This window comes from Actinoplanes sp. NPDC021490 (assembly GCF_055562135.1).
Genome location: NZ_JBVHFW010000018.1, coordinates 127,634 through 141,898, shown reverse-complemented (window position 1 = coordinate 141,898; position 14,265 = coordinate 127,634). Strand labels below are relative to the sequence as shown.

17 protein-coding genes are annotated in these 14,265 nt (G+C 71.0%); 7 read left to right on the top strand and 10 right to left on the bottom strand.

Annotated features, from left to right (window positions below; translation table 11 throughout):
• Nucleotides 1-10: 10 nt before the first annotated feature.
• A complete protein-coding gene (locus ACZ3I4_RS36870; protein WP_465386731.1) occupies nucleotides 11-892 on the top strand; it encodes an SDR family oxidoreductase in 882 nt (293 codons plus the stop codon).
• A 203-nt stretch (nucleotides 893-1,095) separates the two neighbouring features.
• On the opposite strand, the gene ACZ3I4_RS36865 is transcribed toward ACZ3I4_RS36870, so the two are convergent.
• Nucleotides 1,096-1,422, bottom strand: coding sequence for a hypothetical protein (locus ACZ3I4_RS36865; protein ID WP_465386730.1), 327 nt, complete (start codon nucleotides 1,420-1,422; stop codon nucleotides 1,096-1,098).
• A gap of 226 nt (nucleotides 1,423-1,648) precedes the next feature.
• Here ACZ3I4_RS36865 and ACZ3I4_RS36860 point away from each other — a divergent pair, with 226 nt between their 5' ends.
• Genes ACZ3I4_RS36860 through ACZ3I4_RS36850 form a run of 3 tightly spaced genes read left to right on the top strand, consistent with a single transcriptional unit; the run spans nucleotide 1,649 to nucleotide 3,984 of the window.
• Nucleotides 1,649-2,758 carry a chymotrypsin family serine protease gene (locus ACZ3I4_RS36860; protein ID WP_465386729.1) on the top strand — a complete coding sequence of 370 codons (1,110 nt, stop codon included), beginning with the start codon at nucleotides 1,649-1,651 and terminating at the stop codon, nucleotides 2,756-2,758.
• A gap of 9 nt (nucleotides 2,759-2,767) precedes the next feature.
• Nucleotides 2,768-3,394, top strand: a complete 627-nt coding sequence (locus ACZ3I4_RS36855; protein WP_465386728.1) for a DUF2461 domain-containing protein — start codon at nucleotides 2,768-2,770, stop codon at nucleotides 3,392-3,394.
• 2 nt (nucleotides 3,395-3,396) lie between these two features.
• Entirely contained in the window at nucleotides 3,397-3,984 is a 588-nt protein-coding gene (locus ACZ3I4_RS36850) for a hypothetical protein (protein ID WP_465386727.1), read from the top strand.
• Here the strand turns inward: ACZ3I4_RS36850 and ACZ3I4_RS36845 are convergent.
• Complete coding sequence (locus tag ACZ3I4_RS36845) at nucleotides 3,981-4,541, bottom strand: class I SAM-dependent methyltransferase (RefSeq protein WP_465386726.1); 561 nt, start codon at nucleotides 4,539-4,541, stop codon at nucleotides 3,981-3,983. The genes ACZ3I4_RS36850 and ACZ3I4_RS36845 overlap by 4 nt on opposite strands.
• Nucleotides 4,542-4,669: 128 nt before the next feature.
• Here ACZ3I4_RS36845 and ACZ3I4_RS36840 point away from each other — a divergent pair, with 128 nt between their 5' ends.
• Both ACZ3I4_RS36840 and ACZ3I4_RS36835 read left to right on the top strand, forming a co-directional pair.
• Complete coding sequence (locus tag ACZ3I4_RS36840) at nucleotides 4,670-5,803, top strand: sensor histidine kinase (RefSeq protein WP_465386725.1); 1,134 nt, start codon at nucleotides 4,670-4,672, stop codon at nucleotides 5,801-5,803.
• A complete protein-coding gene (locus ACZ3I4_RS36835) occupies nucleotides 5,800-6,462 on the top strand; it encodes a response regulator (protein ID WP_465386724.1) in 663 nt (220 codons plus the stop codon). The genes ACZ3I4_RS36840 and ACZ3I4_RS36835 overlap by 4 nt, the downstream gene beginning before the upstream one ends.
• Here ACZ3I4_RS36835 and ACZ3I4_RS36830 read toward each other — a convergent pair.
• Together ACZ3I4_RS36830 and ACZ3I4_RS36825 are read right to left on the bottom strand one after the other, a co-directional pair.
• Nucleotides 6,459-7,061 (bottom strand): DUF4291 domain-containing protein, encoded by a 603-nt coding sequence (locus tag ACZ3I4_RS36830; RefSeq protein WP_465386723.1) that lies wholly within the window; start codon nucleotides 7,059-7,061, stop codon nucleotides 6,459-6,461. The genes ACZ3I4_RS36835 and ACZ3I4_RS36830 overlap by 4 nt on opposite strands.
• 70 nt (nucleotides 7,062-7,131) lie before the next feature.
• A complete protein-coding gene (locus ACZ3I4_RS36825; RefSeq protein WP_465386722.1) occupies nucleotides 7,132-9,372 on the bottom strand; it encodes a tetratricopeptide repeat protein in 2,241 nt (746 codons plus the stop codon).
• A 154-nt stretch (nucleotides 9,373-9,526) separates the two neighbouring features.
• On the opposite strand from ACZ3I4_RS36825, the gene ACZ3I4_RS36820 reads away from it, so the two are divergent.
• A complete protein-coding gene (locus ACZ3I4_RS36820; protein ID WP_465386721.1) occupies nucleotides 9,527-9,664 on the top strand; it encodes a hypothetical protein in 138 nt (45 codons plus the stop codon).
• A 32-nt stretch (nucleotides 9,665-9,696) separates the two neighbouring features.
• Here the strand turns inward: ACZ3I4_RS36820 and ACZ3I4_RS36815 are convergent, their stop codons facing one another.
• From ACZ3I4_RS36815 to ACZ3I4_RS36790, 6 genes are all read right to left on the bottom strand, one after another.
• Nucleotides 9,697-10,266 (bottom strand): HDIG domain-containing metalloprotein, encoded by a 570-nt coding sequence (locus ACZ3I4_RS36815; protein WP_465386720.1) that lies wholly within the window; start codon nucleotides 10,264-10,266, stop codon nucleotides 9,697-9,699.
• 5 nt (nucleotides 10,267-10,271) lie between these two features.
• Nucleotides 10,272-11,048, bottom strand: a complete 777-nt coding sequence (locus ACZ3I4_RS36810; RefSeq protein ID WP_465386719.1) for an energy-coupling factor ABC transporter ATP-binding protein — start codon at nucleotides 11,046-11,048, stop codon at nucleotides 10,272-10,274.
• 130 nt (nucleotides 11,049-11,178) lie between these two features.
• Nucleotides 11,179-11,940, bottom strand: coding sequence for a cobalt ECF transporter T component CbiQ (gene cbiQ / locus ACZ3I4_RS36805; RefSeq protein ID WP_465386718.1), 762 nt, complete (start codon nucleotides 11,938-11,940; stop codon nucleotides 11,179-11,181).
• Nucleotides 11,941-12,294 carry a PDGLE domain-containing protein gene (locus ACZ3I4_RS36800; protein WP_465386717.1) on the bottom strand — a complete coding sequence of 118 codons (354 nt, stop codon included), beginning with the start codon at nucleotides 12,292-12,294 and terminating at the stop codon, nucleotides 11,941-11,943.
• Entirely contained in the window at nucleotides 12,291-12,989 is a 699-nt protein-coding gene (locus ACZ3I4_RS36795) for an energy-coupling factor ABC transporter permease (protein WP_465386716.1), read from the bottom strand. Before ACZ3I4_RS36795 ends, ACZ3I4_RS36800 begins: the two co-directional genes overlap by 4 nt.
• 381 nt (nucleotides 12,990-13,370) lie before the next feature.
• Nucleotides 13,371-13,928, bottom strand: a complete 558-nt coding sequence (locus ACZ3I4_RS36790) for a TetR/AcrR family transcriptional regulator (RefSeq protein ID WP_465386715.1) — start codon at nucleotides 13,926-13,928, stop codon at nucleotides 13,371-13,373.
• Between the last annotated feature and the right edge of the window lie 337 nt (nucleotides 13,929-14,265).

The following is a 14,265-nucleotide window of genomic DNA, read 5'->3' as shown; positions in this document are numbered from 1 at the left end:
GGGAGAACCCATGCACGTCTTCATCACCGGCGGCACCGGCCTGATCGGCTCGGCCGTGGTCGCCGAACTCCTCGGCCACGGCCACACCGTCCTGGCCCTGGCCCGCTCCGAGGACTCCGCCCGCGCCGTCGAATCGGCCGGCGCCGAACCCCTGCGCGGCGGCCTGGCCGATCTCGACGTGCTGCGCGCCGGTGTCGCCCGGGCCGAGGGCGTCATCCACCTGGCCTTCGGCAACGACTTCAGCAGCGCCGACGCGGTCGCCCGGTCCGTCGCCGAGGAGGGCGCGGCCATGGCCGCCATGGGCGAGGCGCTGGCCGGCGGCGACCGGCCCTACGTCACCGTGTCGGGAACCCCGTGGATCCCGGGCCGCCCGTCGGTCGAGTCCGACCCGGTGCCCACCGACGGCCCGGTCGGCGGCCGCGGCCAAGCCGTCATGGCCGTCCTCGGCCTGGCCACCCGCGGCGTGCGCAGCACGGCGATCCGGCTGCCGCGCACGGTGCACAACGAGGGCCAGGGTGGTTTCGCCGGCCTGCTGACCGACATCGCCCGCCGGACCGGTGTCTCCGGCTACCCGGGCGACGGCCTGATGCGCTGGCCGGCCGTGCACGCCCTGGACGCCGCGGTGCTGTTCCGGCTGGCCCTGGAACAGGCCCGGCCCGGCACGGCGTGGCACGCGGTCGACGACGAGGGCGACACGGTCCGCGACATCGCCACGGTCATCGGCCGCCGGCTGGGCCTGCCGGTCGAATCGGTGCCGACCGACACGTTCGGCCCGCTGGGACCGATCTTCGCCACCGACCAGCCGGCCTCCAGCGCGTACACGCGGGAGACGCTGGGCTGGCTGCCGTCCCACCCGGGTCTGCTCAAGGACCTGGAGAACCTGCAGCCCTGATCGGTCGTGCCTTTGCTGGGGGCCGTAGACCCGTCCGCTGCTGGTCACCCCAAAACAGGGGCCCACCCTACCGGGGGACCCCCGCCCTCGGCCATTTTACCGATTTGGGGGCGATCTTGGAGGGAGTTCGAGCGCTGCATTGTGGACAACGCGGCGCTGTGGACAACCGCGGGCGGCCGGTGATGCTGTGGTACGGCGTCGGCTCAGCCGACGGCGAAGTTGACGGCCAGGCCGGCGGCGACCAGCGCGAAGCCTGCGATCAGGGCGGGCCTGCGGAGCGGGCGCCCGGCGGCGATGCCGGTGAGGCCGGTCAGCACGCCGACAAGGGCGGCCGCTCCGGGCACCGGGCGGGTCCAGCCGGGGCCGCTTATCGGGCACGTCATCTGGCCGGCGTCGCCGATGCAGCTGTTCGACATCAGCGGTGCCGACAGCGCCAGGGTGAAGGCCGCGAAGAGCAGCAGAAGAAGAAACACGCCCGCGTAGCCGGCCACCTGGGCCGGAGAGCCGTACCGGCCGGTCGGTGCTGTCACGGTGGTCACGGTGGGTGATCCAACCACATGTGGGGTGGGGCGGAGGGGCACGGTCGGCTCGGCGATGGGGAAGTGGTCTGGCGCATCGGCTGATGGAAGGTTACTTTCCATTTACATCGATCGATGGAAATCCCCGTTCCTTCCTCTTCCCCCAGGAGGTTGATCGACAATGACAACGATGTCAACGGGTCGCCGTTGGCTGGCCCTGGCTGCGGCCACCGCAACCGTGACAGCCCTTAGCGCCGTCCCCGCCGAAGCCGCCCCGACGACGACGGCGGCAGTGCTCGTCGACGCAAGCTCCCTGCTGGCGCCGGCCGACCGCGGGCGGATGGAGCAGCAGCGGCCCCTGGTCGCCGCCGCCTCCGCCGTACGGTGGGCGGTCGAGCGCGGCGCCTACCCGGGCTACGCCGGCATCGTCCTCAACGACGACGACGTGGCCCTCTATTGGAAGGGCGCCCTGCCCGCCCCGATGCGCCGGGTCGTCGACCAGGCCTCCGGGCAAGCGCCGGTCAAGGTACACAGGGCCGACTTCTCGATGGCCGAACTGCGCCGGTCCGCGGCGAAGCTGCGCGCGGGCTGGCCGGGCGGCGGTGACGCCGTGCAGGCGATCAAGCTGCGGCCGGACGGGAGCGGGCTGGTCGTGTCGGTTCCCGCGGCCCTGCGCGCGGCCGCGCCGGAAGTGGGCGTGCCGGTCACCGTGGCCGCCGAGGCTGCCCTCGAAACGGTCAGCCGCGACGACGACTGGGCGCCGTGGAAGGGCGGCGCCACGATTGTGAACTCCGACCAGGGCACGGCCTGCACCGCGGGCTTCGGCGTACGCAACGGGTCGGCCAGCTACATTCTGACCGCGGGGCACTGCGGGCAGAGCGGGCAGCGCTTCACCGACCCGCGGGGCGAGTTCATCGGCACGATCGGGCCGCGCCACCAGGACCACGACGTGGAGCTGGTGCCGACCTCGAGCGTCGACGGCTACGTCTATGTGGGCACGCCCACCGACAGCGTCGCCGCGGCGGTCGAGGGCTGGGGCTGGACGTTCGTCGGCGAATACCTGTGCCAGTCCGGTATGACCAGTGCCCGCGAGCTGGGCCGGCCGGTCTGCAACCTCAAGGTGCTGTTCTACTACGCCGACCGCGAGGATCTGGTCGAGGCCGAGCAGACCGAGGGCCAGACCGCCGCCCGGCCCGGTGACAGCGGCGGCCCGATCTACTCGATCGCGGCCAGTGGCAAGCTCGTCGCCAAGGGCACCACCACCCGTACGGCGGGCGCCCGGATCGGTTTTCAGGACTACGGAACCGCGTGGCGTGACTTCGGAGGCATCGTCCCGGCCACCCGGTAAGTTGCGCACGTGACGTTCCGTGGCTGGCCCAGCGAGGCCCTCGAGTTCTACGAGGGCCTCGCCGCCGACAACTCGAAGACCTACTGGACCGCGCATCAGAGCTTCTACGAGGAGCAGGTGCGCGCACCGATGCGGGAACTGCTGGCCGCGCTCGAACCCGAGTTCGGGCCGGGCAAGATCTTCCGGCCCTATCGGGATGTGCGGTTCAGCAAGGACAAGTCCCCTTACAAGACGCACCTGAGGGCCTGGCTCGAGGCCGGCCACTACTTGCAACTGTCCTCGGACGGGCTCGCCGCGGGCTGCGGGATGTACCAGATGGACACCGGGCAGCTCGAGCGCTACCGCCGTGCGGTGGCCGACGACAAGACCGGCGAGGAGCTGACCGGGATCGTCGCGGCCATCGAGGACGGGCCGATCGGCGTACGCGGGCACGGGTCTCTGAAAACGGCGCCGCGGGGCTATGCCAAGGACCACCCGCGCGTGGATCTGCTGCGGCACAAGGGCCTCACCACCTGGACGGAGTGGGAGCCCGCGGCCTGGCTGGGCACGAGCAAGGCGCAGACCCGGATCGTCGCCTTCCTGCGGGCGAGCCGACCGCTCAACGACTGGCTCGACGTCCACGTGGGACGATCCTGACCATGGCTCTGCGACCCGACGAGTTCTACCAGCACGCGCTGGCGGCAGCGGACGACGAGCAACGGCTGCCGCGCGCCAAGATGACCGACTGGGACGTCAGCCCGTTCGAACAGGACGGGCTGCGCGTGTCCCGGCTGCGGCCGCCGGTGCCGGAGAAACCGCGCCACGGCGAGGACCCGGCCGACTGCCGGTCGTGCGCCCACCGCGACGAAGGGCTGTGGCTCGACGAGCACTGGCGGCTCACCCGCATCCCGAAGGCGGGCGTGCCGCTGATCCTGATGCTGCATCCGCGCGACCACTACGACATGGCCGACCTGCCTGACGAGCTGGCCGCGTCGCTCGGCGTGCTGACCAAGCACATCGTCAAACACATCCAGGCCCTGCCCGGTGTCTCCCGCGCGCACGTCTATCGGATCGGTGACGGCGGCGCCCACCTGCATCTCTGGTTCTTCGCCCGGCCCGAGGGACAGGCCCAGCTGTACGGGTCGTGGCTGCCGGTGTGGGACGACCTGCTGCCCGAATACCCCGAGGACGTGGCCGCGGCCGACGCCCAGCGGGTCGTCGAGGCCCTGACCGAGTCGTACCACTAAAGCGGCCGCCGGCAGTGGTAGACCAGGGCCGGCGGCAGGTTGCCCCAGACCGTACGGCCGATCACGACCTCGTCGAACCGGGAACGCAGCGACCGCAGCAGCCGGCGCGCGGGCGGCGCCCAGCGGGCATGCACGTACGCGAAAGTGGTGAAGGCGCCACCCGGCGCGAGCGAGCCGGCCACGGCGGTGAGCACCTCGCCCTGCAAGCCGGGGGAGAAGGCGGCCCACGGCAGGCCGCTGACCACGACGTCGGCGGGCGACGACAGCAGCGACGGCAGGTCACGGGCGTCGGCCCGGACGACCTCGACGCCGGGATGGGCCCGCGACAGCGCCGAGACGAAACGCGGGTTGATCTCGACGGCGAGGTGCCGCCCGCGGCCGTTCAGGCGCCGCTGGATCGCCGCGGTGAACGATCCCGTGCCCGGCCCCAGCTCGACCACCAGCGGGTTCCCGGTGCGCGGCACCGGCGCGATCATCACCTCGGCCAGCGTGCGTCCGCTGGGCGCCACCGCGCCGACCTGTAAAGGGCTGCGAGCGAACTCCACGAGGAAAGTCATGATCGCGACGCTAGGGGCGGGAGCGGCCGGATGATCTCGTGCGGCGAGGCGCATCGGCGGCCAGAAGGAGGAGGCCGGGTGGCCGGTGGCAGGGGGACCGCATGCGCCGCCGGACGTATCGTGACCTTGTGAAAGCGCTGATCGACCTGGGCATCGCGCTGGTGGCCGCCCTGATCGGCGCGGTCACGATCGTGCTCGGCATGCCGTCCGATCGGCCGGTCGCGCAGTGGGTCCTCGTGCAGGCGTCGGTCGTCGCGCTCGTGCTGATCCGGCGCGTGCCCCTGCTGCTGCTGGGCCTCGAGGTCGTGCTGATCGTCGTGACCGACATCGTGCTCCCGTACGCGAGTCACGTCGCACCCCTGGCCGCCGGGCTCGCGCTCGGCGCCGTCGCCAACCGGCACAGCGACCGCGTCATGACGGTGGGCTGGATCGCCACGTACGCGGCCGTCGTCTTCACCGTGGGCCGGCACGACCCCGGCCTGCTGTCCGGCGTGAACGGGGTGCTCCGGCTGTTGTCCATCGCCGCCGCGGTCGCCGCCCCGGTCGCGTTCGGCTGCTGGCTGGCCGGCCAGCGCAAGGTCGCCGCCCAGGAACGGGAGCGCGCGACCGCCGAACGGGAGGCGGCCCGGATGGGCGAGCGGGCGCGCATCTCCAACGACCTGCACGACCTGGTCGCCCACCACGTGTCGGCGATCGCCATGCGGGCCGGGTCGGCGCAGTACGCGGCCCGGCACGGCAGCGGACCCGCGTCCGAGCGGCTCGAGGAGTCGGCGACGGCCCTGGACGCCATCCACACCAGCGCGGGTCAGGCGCTCGTCGACCTGCGCGGACTGCTGCACGTGCTGCGCGACCCCGGCAGCGCCGACCCGCTGGTCGACCCCGAGCAGATGATCACCGACGCGGTGGAGCGCAGCCGTTCGGCCGGCCTGACGGTCGAGGCCACCGTGGACGTGCGGACGGCCCTGGCGCCGCTCGCTCTGCGGGTGACGGCGGCCCGGGTCGTACAGGAAGCTCTGACCAATGCTCTGAAGCACGCCGGGCCGGGTGCCTCCGTCCGCGTCGTGGTGGCCAAGAGCCCCGCCGACGTCGCGGTCACCATCGACAACTCGGTGCCGGACACCTCGGGCACCGCGCTCCCGTCGTCCGGGCACGGGCTTGCCGGGATGCGCGAACGCGTCGAGATCCTCGGCGGCCGGTTCACAGCCGGGCCCTGGGCCCAGGGCTGGAAGGTCGCCGTCACCCTCCCCTTGGAGCCGTCATGATCAGGGTGCTCGTGGTGGACGACCAGGAGCTCGTACGGGCCGGGGTCACGCTCCTGCTCCGCACGGCCGGCGAGGACGTGGTCGGCGAGGCCGCGGACGGGCATGAGGCCGTCCGGCTGGCCGAGCGCCTGCGCCCCGACGTCATCCTGATGGACCTGCGCATGCCCCGGGTCGACGGCATCGAGGCGACCCGCCGCATCCTGGCCGCCGCGCCCACCACCCGCGTCGTCATGCTCACCACGTTCGGGGAGGACGCCGAGGTGTACGGGGCACTCCGCGCGGGCGCCGTGGGCTATCTGCTCAAGGACGGCGCTCCCGAGGCCATGATCGACGCCGTACGCCGGGCCGCCCGCGGCGAGTCCCTGCTCGCGCCGGCCGTCCTGTCCCGCGTGGTCGCGCGCGCCCTCAGCGCCCACCGCGAACAGGCTCAGCCCGACGAGCTCGACGTCCTCACCCCGCGGGAACGTGAGGTGCTGGCCCTGGTCGGCGCCGGCCGCTCGAACGCCGAGATCGGCGACACCCTGCACCTGGGCGTGACCACCGTGAAGTCCCACGTGGCCGCGGTCACCGAAAAGCTCGGCCTGCGCAACCGGGTCCAGGCCGCCGTCATGGCCCACCGGCTCGGCCTCATCGACGACGACTTCCGGCCCGTACGCTAAAGGCTCGCCCCGAGTGCTGTCCCGATCTCCGCCGTGAGCGGGTACGGCGTCTCCACAGGCAGCCGCTCGCGGGCACCCGCCTCGTCCCCGGCGTCGAGCCGCCCCCGGATGTCGCGGGCCAGCCCCGTGACGTCGGCGATCCCGGTGATCCATTCGTCCACGTACCGGCCGGCCGCGACCCCCGACAGCCCCAGCTGCAGAGACCGGTAGGGCAGCGGCTGCAGTCGCAGCGACCGCTCCGGATCCCACTGCACGCGCACCGGGCTGGTCCTGGTCGCGGCCGCCCACGCCTGGCGATCGGCGTGGAGATCCCGGTCGTAGTGGCTCAGGCACGCGTGGGCCAGAGCCCACTCGAATCCGTCCCGCCGGAGCGAAACGGCCAGAACGCGTTCCTGCCCGGGTTTGGTGGCCCAGCCGCAGCGATACATCATCCACAGAAACGAGGGCTTGACCCAGGTCATCCGGTCGCGCTTGAACGGCGGCACGAACCGCCCGGCCGCGACCGCGGGCCCGGCAATAGCGGGCGAGTAGGCCTGATAGACCACAACGGTGTCCCGGTCATGGACGGCCCGAATCTGCCGCCGCGGAATGTCGTTCACCCGGTGATGATCGCGTGAACGCGGTGGGGCGCTCCAGCGGTTTTCCCCACCCTCGTCCCGCGTCGGCCGGTCACCCTTCGACGCCGTGCGACCTCGACCAGTCTTCGATACTTCGCTGGAGCTGCTGCAATCCGTACGTGGTCGGGAGACCCGGCTCAGCGACGTCCTCGAGCAGCACCTGCATCAGCTCCGCGGCTTCGGCCGATCGCCCCGCTCTGGCCGTCAGAACGGCGAAGTGGAAGCGGGATTCGAGCGTGTCGAGATGCTCGGGTCCGAGGACGCGGATCTGAGCCGAGATGATCTGCTCGCTCCGGAGGATCGCCTCGTCGACGGCGCCGACCTCGGCAAGGTTGTCGACCAGGTGCGTTTCCATTTCCCAGGTCCGTTCATGGTCCGGGCCGAACACCCGGCGGTAGTCGTCGAGAAGCAAGCGCAGATCATTCGTTGCGAGTGCCGGAAATCTCGTGCCCACGAGGTCGATCGAAGTCAGGCGGGTATTGAGGGTGTCCTGGTGATCCGGGCCGAGCAGGCGCTGGTAACTCTTCATCAATTCGCCGAGGATCGCGATCGCCGCGTCCACCTCACCCCGCACGATCTGCCACACGGCGACACCGTGTGCGGTGGCGAGGGTGTTCACGGCCTCCGGGCCGAGCACACGGCGCCGGATCTCCAGCAACTCGGCGAGATCCGCCAGTGCGCCGGCAGAGTCCCCGGCCCGGCCGCGCGACCAGGCGAGATTGTTCCGGACGGTCAGCGTGTCAGGGTGGTCGGGAGGGAGTCGCTGCTCGGCCTCGGCCCGCAGACCGGTCCAGTAGGTGACGGCCTCGGCGAAGAGGCTGTCACGGGTCAGGCTGTTGCCCGCACGAAACACCACCTGGTGCAGGTTCTCGCCCCACACGGCGTCGGCGCATGCCCGGCGTACGGCCTGGACGTTGTCTCGAAGCAACTGGATGAGCGGCCGGTCGCGTTCATGCTCCGGCCAGCTCTGCTCGAGTGCGTCCGCGGCTACCCTCGCCGCGTCGAGACAGTCGCTGGGACGCGACTCGCGGACCGCTCGCTGCAGCAGCTGATGAACGCGCACGGTCCGGTGGGGCTCGTCGCCCAGCCGGACCAGGCTGAACCGCTGCAGGCAGGAAAGTCCGTCCCTGACGTCGTCCTCGTCGGTCTTCCGGCCGCGGCGGCGGGCGATGAGGGCGCCCACGGAGGCACTGGAGAAGACCTCCATCGGGATGCCGTTGGCGTCGAGGACGGCGGCCACGTCGAGCAGGGGCCCGGACACACCCGTGGGCTGATGGCGATCGGCGTCGCGCGCCGACATCGTCCACAGGGAGGTAACCCCGGTCCGGGAGGCATCCTCCGGGTCGAGAACCTCGAGCTGGCGCCCACGCAACCGGCGGAGGAACTCGTCGCAGTCGAGGTGGAAATCGATCATGTATGCCGCAGCCAGGTCGAGGGCGAGGGGCAAGTGGCCGAGTTCCGCGGCGACCCGGTTCGCGCCGTCCGCCACCTCGACTCCGAGTCTCTCCAGCAGGAAGGCCTGCGACTCGGCCGCCGTGTATTCCTCCACTCGCACCGTTGTCCGGCCATTGGTCTTGAGGATCGAGTCCTGGCGTCGCGTGGTCACCAGCACGTTCCCATTTCCCACAGGCGGCCAAAGCCCGTGGATGTCGGCGGGATCCTGCAGGTCATCGAGTGCGATCAGCCACCGCGGGCAGGTGGGGTCGGCAAGCTTGGCGAGGATGCGGACAGGGGAGGCCTCCTGATCTAGCCCGAGGGCTTCCGCCAGCTCCGCGTAAGCGCTCAAGATTGCGGCTCGTGAGGTAGCAGTAACCCAGATCACCGCATCTGCGGCATTCTTGCGCCAGACCTCATCGACCAGCTTGGCGGCGATCTGGGTCTTTCCGGCGCCGCCGGTTCCCTGGATCACGTAGGTGCATCCGGTGTCCTCGATGAGGTTGACGCCCGCGACGGCCTCGCGGCTTTGGTAGGCGTCGGCCGGCGGCACGATCGGTCCGAGGCGGACGGCGGGTCGCTCGGCGAGCTCGACTGCTCGCACCATCTGGTCGTAGTGGCGCCGCCAGACCGTCAAGTCCAGTTCCAGGTGCTTCGCGAACTGATGGATGCCTTGAACGATCGTCTCGATGAAGTTCCAGTTCAGGGCGCGGCCGTTGGCGAACCGGTCGTGGATCGTCGCGCGTGGGATCCCGGTCGCGCGCTCGAGGTCTCGAAAGGATGGATTGCCGCATTGGTTTCGCCACAACCGGAGCCGCGTGGCGTAAAGTTCGCGTGGATCGAGTGGTCGGGGAGACATGTCTCTATGTAATCTCCCAACTCCTCTCCGTGTCGACCATCGTGCCGTCCGGGTTCGTCCGGCGCGGCCATGGACACTTGCCGACCCGTCAATCTGAATGAAATTCGGTTCATCCCGACTCATTCACGTTGATGTTGGCAAGGAGTCCCCGATCATGTGGCTGCCCGATCCAGTCGCCGCCATCGAGTTCGTCGCCGCGTTGCTCAGTGCCATCGCGGCTGCCCTCTCCATCGCTCACCGCGTTCCTCCTAAGGGCCGAGACGACGACCGGCCCGGCGACGACGATGCCTGACCCTGCTTGTTCCGGTGGGGCTTCCGCCAGGGTCAGCGCACCTCGTGGCCATAACGAACGGCCAGCCTGCTCAGATCGGGCTTCCCGTACGCCGCCACCAGCTCGGCGAACCGCGCGGCCTTCGCTTCTCCGAAACGGCTGACCGAGGTCGCGTACGACTCCGGCGTGACGAAGCGGGGCGGTGTGGTTTTGCTGTGGAACTTGTCGGCGTACATGATGACGGTTTCCGACGGTGTCTCGTCCAGATAGTCGTCGGGGGGCAGCGGCAGGCCCTGCTGGAGGACGTCGTCGCGGGTGATGCCGACGCCCGTGTGGTGGGAGCAGACGCGGGCCAGCGGCTCGGGCAGATCGAGCGAGCGCAGCAGCTCGTGGCCCAGCACGCCGTGGCGGATGTAGGCCTCGCCTTGCCGCAGGCGGTAGACGCCGATGTCGTGGAGCAGGGCCCCGGCCCGTACGAGATCGGGGTCGGCACCCGCCGCCGGGAACTGGGCGGTCAGGTCGCGGACGATCAGGCAGTGCGTCCACACCAGGTCGAACGCCTCGGGCGTAGGGGCGAACCGCTCGTGCAGGGCGCGGATCTCGTCGTCGGTGGGCAGGTCCACGTGGGTCAGCCCGCCCGGTGCAGCCCAGCCACGGCCGGGTTGAAGCCGAACGGCAGCTCCAGGCGGTGCGCGCGCAGCAGCGGCTCGTCGGTCAGCAAGTCGGCCGTGGGGCCGTCGGCGACGATGCGGCCCGCGTCGAGGATGACCGAGCGCGGGCACAGCTGTAACGCGTACGGGAGGTCGTGGGTCACCATCAGCACGGTGACCGGCAGTGGCTCGAGGATTTCGGCCAGCTCGCGCCGGCTGGCCGGGTCGAGGTTGGACGACGGCTCGTCGAGCACGAGGATCTCGGGCCGCATTGCCAGCACGGTGGCCACGGCGACACGGCGGCGCTGACCGAACGACAGGTGGTGCGGGACCTGGTCGCGGTGCTCGCTCATGCCGACCGCGGCCAGCGCCTCGTCGACGCGCTGGTCCAGTTCGGCGCCGCGTACGCCCAGGTTCTGCGGCCCGAAAGCCACGTCCTCGGCCACCGTGGGCATGAAGAGCTGATCGTCCGGGTCCTGAAAGACGATGCCGACGCGGCGGCGGATCTCGGCCAGGCCGGCCCGGTCGGCCGGGTTGACGCGGGCGCCGGCGACATCGATCGTGCCGGGGCCGCCGTGCAGGATGCCGTTCAGGTGCAGCACCAGCGTGGTCTTGCCGGCGCCGTTCGGGCCGAGAAGCGCGACCCGCTCGCCGCGCGTCAGCGTGAGGTCGATGCCGTGCAGCACGGGCGTGCCGTCGGGGTAGGCGAAGTGCAGGCCCTCGACACGGAGAGCAGCCTCTGCCCCGTCACTCATCGTTGCTCCTGTTTGCTCAAGATCCTTGTACGGCCATCCCTAGCCCCCACCCACCCTGGGGATCTGAGCCTACGCCGCGGCTGAGAAGCGGCTCGAGTTGTCCACAGGGCGCCGGTTGTCCACAGGCGGCTCAGCCCAGGGTTGCGGCGAGGGCGATCCCTGCGGTAGCGACCGGAAGCACCGCGGCCGCCACCCACTGCGACACCGGCGCCCGTTCCTCGGAGGCCCGCGGCAACCGCCCCGAGTACCCGCGCGACACCATGGCCAGATACACGCGTTCCCCCCGCTCGTAGGCGCGCAGGAACAGGGCGCCCACGCTCACCGCGAACGCCTTCACCTGCCACAGGAAGCGCGGGTCGTAGCCGCGGGCCAGCCGGGCGATCCGCATCCGGCGGGCGTCGTCGGCCAGCACGTCCAGGTAGCGCAGCATGAACGTCGCGATCTGCGTGAACACGGCCGGGCAGCGCAGCCGGTCCAGCCCGAGGATCAGGTCGCGCATCGTGGTCGTGGCCGCCAGCAGCAGCGACGCGACCACGCCGAGGGTGCCCTTGGCGAAGATGTTCCACGCCCCGTGCAACCCGTCGAGCGACAGCGACATCCCGAACCAGTCGATCCGCTCGCCCTGCCCGGCGAACGGCAGCGCGACGGCCAGCAGCACGAACGGGAGCTCGATGCTGGCCCGCTTGGCCAGCCACAGGGCAGGGACGCGCGCGACCGCGGTCACGATCGCCAGCAACAGCGCGTAACCCCCGAACGCCCAGAATTCCGTACGGGGAGTGATGACCACGATGATCGTGAACAGAAGGACGGCGGCGATCTTCACCTCGGGCGCCAGGCGGTGCACCGGGCTGGCCTTGTCGAGATGCAGCGGGTGGGCGTGACCGGCGCCCATCTAGGCGTCCTGATCCTGCGGGGAGCGGCGACGGGCCAGCCAGAACAGCCCGGCCCCCACGCCAAAGGTGATCAGCACCCCGGCCGTGCCCGCCAGGAGCGTCGACACGAAACTGTTGCCGACGCCGCGGATGCCGTAGTCGGCCAGCGGCGAGTCGCCCATCTGGTGCTCGCTCTCCTCCTGCGCAATGCAGTGCCCGCCGGTGATCTCGCCCGCGGCGTTGAACGTGCAGCCCTCGCGGGCCGTCGCGTCCAGCCCGTCGGGGCTCGACGACGCGAAGTTGCTCACCACGCCGGCCAGCAGCAGGGCCACGAGCAGCCCGCCGGCCAGGAACCAGCCCAGTTTTCTGGTCATGCCTTGACTCCTGCCTCGACGAGCGGCGCCTGCCGGTAGCGCCTCAGGGCGTACACGAGATCGGGCCGGACCTTGGCGACGGTGGCGACCGTGGTCGCGGCGATCAGGCCCTCACCGATGCCGATCAGGACGTGCGAGAAGGCCATCGTGCCCGACACCCACGGCAGCGACAGCTGGGTGGTGCCGCCCAGCGCGTACTCGAGCACGAAGCCCTGCGACGCCACGACCACGCTGATCACCGACGCGACGAACGCGGCCACGGCCAGACCACGAGCGGTACGCGGCACGACCCGCATCAGCCCGGCGACCAGCAGATATCCGGCGGCCGTGCCGAGCAGCGCCATGTTCGTGATGTTGAGGCCGAGCGCCGTCAGGCCGCCGTCCGCGAACAGCAGGCACTGCACGATCAGCACCGTCGACACACAGAGCGCGCCCACCCACGGCCCGACCAGAATCACCGCCAGCGTGCCGCCGAGCAGGTGCCCGGAGACGCCCGGCAGGACCTGGAAGTTCAGCATCTGCACGGCGAAGATGAACGCCGCCACCAGCCCCGCCATCGGGGCGAGCCGCTCATCGAGATCGTTTCGGGCCTTCCGTACGCAGAAAGCCAGCGCGGCCACCGCAAGAACCGCGAACACCGCCGACACCGGCCCATCCACGATCCCGTTGGCGATGTGCATCGCCGTCGTCTCCATGACGCCTCCCACCGCAGATCTTGACCGCAGCTTATGAGCGAAACCTGCTGTTGCAAAGTCTTGGCAATTGAACTCCATATGGCAACTGGTAGTTCGACGCATCACTAGTTGCGGAGACCGAGACGCAGACGGCGGATGAGGCGGAGACGGAGAAGGCGAGGGCGGATAAGGCCGAGACTCAGACGACGGCGGATGAAGCCGAGACGGAGAAGACGAGGTGGATGAGGCCGAGATTCAAAGACAACGGCAGATGTCGTAGCGGGGTGGGGGGTTGCAGATCGCTGCTCACGCCGAGGGCCCGGGCGCGGCAAGCTGGCCGCTGGCGCGTCCAGGACGCTTCCCCCACCCGGGCGACGTGAGTGAGTGGTAACGCCCAAACCCTCAGGTCAGGGCAGCCAGGATGATCTCTTGCGCGGCGCGGCCCGTGGTGGCGAAGGAGCCCGGGTCGCGGCCGATCCGTTCGGCGCCGGCGCGCATGACGCCGGACAGCATCTCCACCGTCAGCGGCACGTCGCCGACGTCGCGGAATTCGCCGCCCGCGATGCCCTGCCGGACGACGTTCTCGACCTCGGCCACGATCGCGTTGAACGGATTGTCCGGTCCCTTGGGCACCTCGGCCACCAGCGGGCCGGAGCCGGGCCGGAACATCGGCTGCAACGCCTGGTCGGTGGAGGCCTCCAGGAACGCCTCGACGATCTCCCGCATCCGCCCGGCCGCCGGTTCTGCCGACCGTGCAGCGATGGCGGCGATCCGGGCGAGCGCCGGCCGGGCGGCCCGCTCGGTCAGCGCCCGAACGAGAGCCCCTTTGTCCGGCGCATAGTTGTACAGCGTGTTCCGGGCAAGCCCGGCCCGAGAGGCGATGTGCCCCATATTGATCGAGTCGTAGTCCCGCTCGAGCAGCAGCTGCCGCAGCGCCTCGGCCAGGTCCGCCCATACCATCTCGTGGTGCTCTTCAATGCTGGCTCCCCGAATCCGCGGCACAGCCACATCCTCCCTCACCCCAGCACCCCGCCCGACCCGCACCCGCCCGCAGCCCGTCGGACCCGCACCCGCCCGCAGCCCGTCGGACCCGCTCGCCCGCAGCCCGTCCGACCCCGCGCTGGCTCGTTGCCTGTCGGACCCGCCCGCCGCCCGCCGCTCCCATTCAACCCGCCAGGCCCGCCCGAGCCGCCCCGGCCGCTGGCCCGCCCGAGCCGCCCCGGCCGCTGGCCCGCCCGAGCCGCCCCGGCCGCTGGCCCGCCCGAGCCGCCCCGGCCGCTGGCCCGCCCGAGCCGCC

Excerpts from the sequence above, each read along its gene's own strand:
- cbiQ (WP_465386718.1), bottom strand. The coding sequence starts at position 11,940 with ATGGGCGCCGGTCACGCCCACCCGCTGCATCTCGACAAGGCCAGCCCG.
- ACZ3I4_RS36810 (WP_465386719.1), bottom strand. The coding sequence starts at position 11,048 with ATGAGTGACGGGGCAGAGGCTGCTCTCCGTGTCGAGGGCCTGCACTTC.
- ACZ3I4_RS36825 (WP_465386722.1), bottom strand. The coding sequence starts at position 9,372 with ATGTCTCCCCGACCACTCGATCCACGCGAACTTTACGCCACGCGGCTC.
- ACZ3I4_RS36800 (WP_465386717.1), bottom strand. The coding sequence starts at position 12,294 with ATGACCAGAAAACTGGGCTGGTTCCTGGCCGGCGGGCTGCTCGTGGCC.
- ACZ3I4_RS36870 (WP_465386731.1), top strand. The coding sequence starts at position 11 with ATGCACGTCTTCATCACCGGCGGCACCGGCCTGATCGGCTCGGCCGTG.
- ACZ3I4_RS36790 (WP_465386715.1), bottom strand. The coding sequence starts at position 13,928 with ATGGTATGGGCGGACCTGGCCGAGGCGCTGCGGCAGCTGCTGCTCGAG.
- ACZ3I4_RS36850 (WP_465386727.1), top strand. The coding sequence starts at position 3,397 with ATGGCTCTGCGACCCGACGAGTTCTACCAGCACGCGCTGGCGGCAGCG.
- ACZ3I4_RS36835 (WP_465386724.1), top strand. The coding sequence starts at position 5,800 with ATGATCAGGGTGCTCGTGGTGGACGACCAGGAGCTCGTACGGGCCGGG.
- ACZ3I4_RS36820 (WP_465386721.1), top strand. The coding sequence starts at position 9,527 with ATGTGGCTGCCCGATCCAGTCGCCGCCATCGAGTTCGTCGCCGCGTTG.
- ACZ3I4_RS36845 (WP_465386726.1), bottom strand. The coding sequence starts at position 4,541 with ATGACTTTCCTCGTGGAGTTCGCTCGCAGCCCTTTACAGGTCGGCGCG.
- ACZ3I4_RS36795 (WP_465386716.1), bottom strand. The coding sequence starts at position 12,989 with ATGGAGACGACGGCGATGCACATCGCCAACGGGATCGTGGATGGGCCG.